This is a genomic window from Streptomyces ossamyceticus, assembly GCF_001418475.1.
In the GTDB taxonomy this organism is placed as follows: domain Bacteria; phylum Actinomycetota; class Actinomycetes; order Streptomycetales; family Streptomycetaceae; genus Streptomyces; species Streptomyces ossamyceticus.
In genome coordinates this window covers 1-1,110 of record NZ_LIQX01000166.1, presented here as the reverse complement: position 1 = coordinate 1,110, position 1,110 = coordinate 1, and the positions used below count along the sequence as shown (strand labels likewise).

Annotated in this window: 1 protein-coding gene and 1 pseudogene; both read right to left on the bottom strand. The window is 69.8% G+C overall.

Annotation, left to right across the window (positions count from 1 at the left end; genetic code table 11):
- Window positions 1–236 (bottom strand): annotated as a pseudogene (locus AOK15_RS46750) (glycosyl transferase); the annotation flags it as partial.
- A gap of 2 nt (window positions 237–238) precedes the next feature.
- A partial coding sequence (locus AOK15_RS13965; protein WP_240508425.1) for a glycosyltransferase family 2 protein occupies window positions 239–1,110 on the bottom strand: 872 nt, incomplete at both ends.

Below are 1,110 nucleotides of genomic sequence, written 5' to 3'. Positions count from 1 at the left end.
GACGGCCCACACCCCGACGGGCGCCAAGGAGAGGGCCGTGGCGAGGACCGCCCAGGTGCGCATGGCCACATGGCTGTGGCCGAGCAGGAGCGAGGCGGTCAGCGAGGCGGAGAGCACCGCCGCCCAGAACAGATGGATGCGGAAGGTCAGCAGCCGGTCGGGGCTGGCGTCGCCGCCCTTGGGGGTGACGACGAAGCGGCAGGGCAGCCGCAGCAGCGCGGCGCCGAGGGACTTCANNGAGACGTTGTGCCTGCGGTTCCACAGGTAGAGCCCGACCTGGAGGGCGGCCGCGTCGCTGTAGAGCATCAGCCACACGGAGGCGGTGACCTGGGTGCCGGACGCCCCGAAGCACAGGAACAGCACACAGCTGACGATGCCGAGCAGCCAGTTCACGGCCGTCATCGGGTAGTAGACGAGCATCAGCGTGTACGAGAAGAGGCGCCCCCACGGCATCGTGAACGGCGCCTTCCAGTACTGCGTGAGGAGCGTCTCGTACGTGCCGCGCGACCAGCGCATCTGCTGGGAGAAGAAGTCCGTCCAGGAGGCGGGCCCCTCGCCGACGGCCAGCACGTCCGGCGTGTACACCGACCGCCAGTACGCGCCCGTGGCGGGGTTGCGGTGGCGGTGCAGCTCGAAGCCGGTGGCCATGTCCTCGGTGATCGAGTCGCGCAGTCCGCCGATCTGCCGCAGGGCGGCGACGCGGACGACGTTGTTGGTGCCGACGAACATGGGGGCGCGGTAGCGGTTGCCGGCGCGCTGGATGAGGGCGTGGAAGAGGAACTGCTGCGACTCGGCGGCCTTGGTGACCGGGGCGGTGTAGTTGCCGTACACCTGGGGGCCGACGACGAACGCGACGTCCGGGTCGCGGAAGTACCCCATCATCCGTTCGAGGAAGTTCGGCAGCGGTACGTGGTCGGTGTCGACGGAGGCGAAGAACGCGTACTCCTCGCCGTGCGCCGCGATCCACGCGTTGTAGTTCCCGTGCTTGGTACGGGCCTTGTGGGGGCCCTTGGGGAGGTTCCACTCGGCTGTGCCCCTGCGGGTGAAGTGCCGGACGCCGAGTTCCGCGCAGAGGGCCCTGGCCCGGTCGTCGTCGCCCTCGTCGAGGAG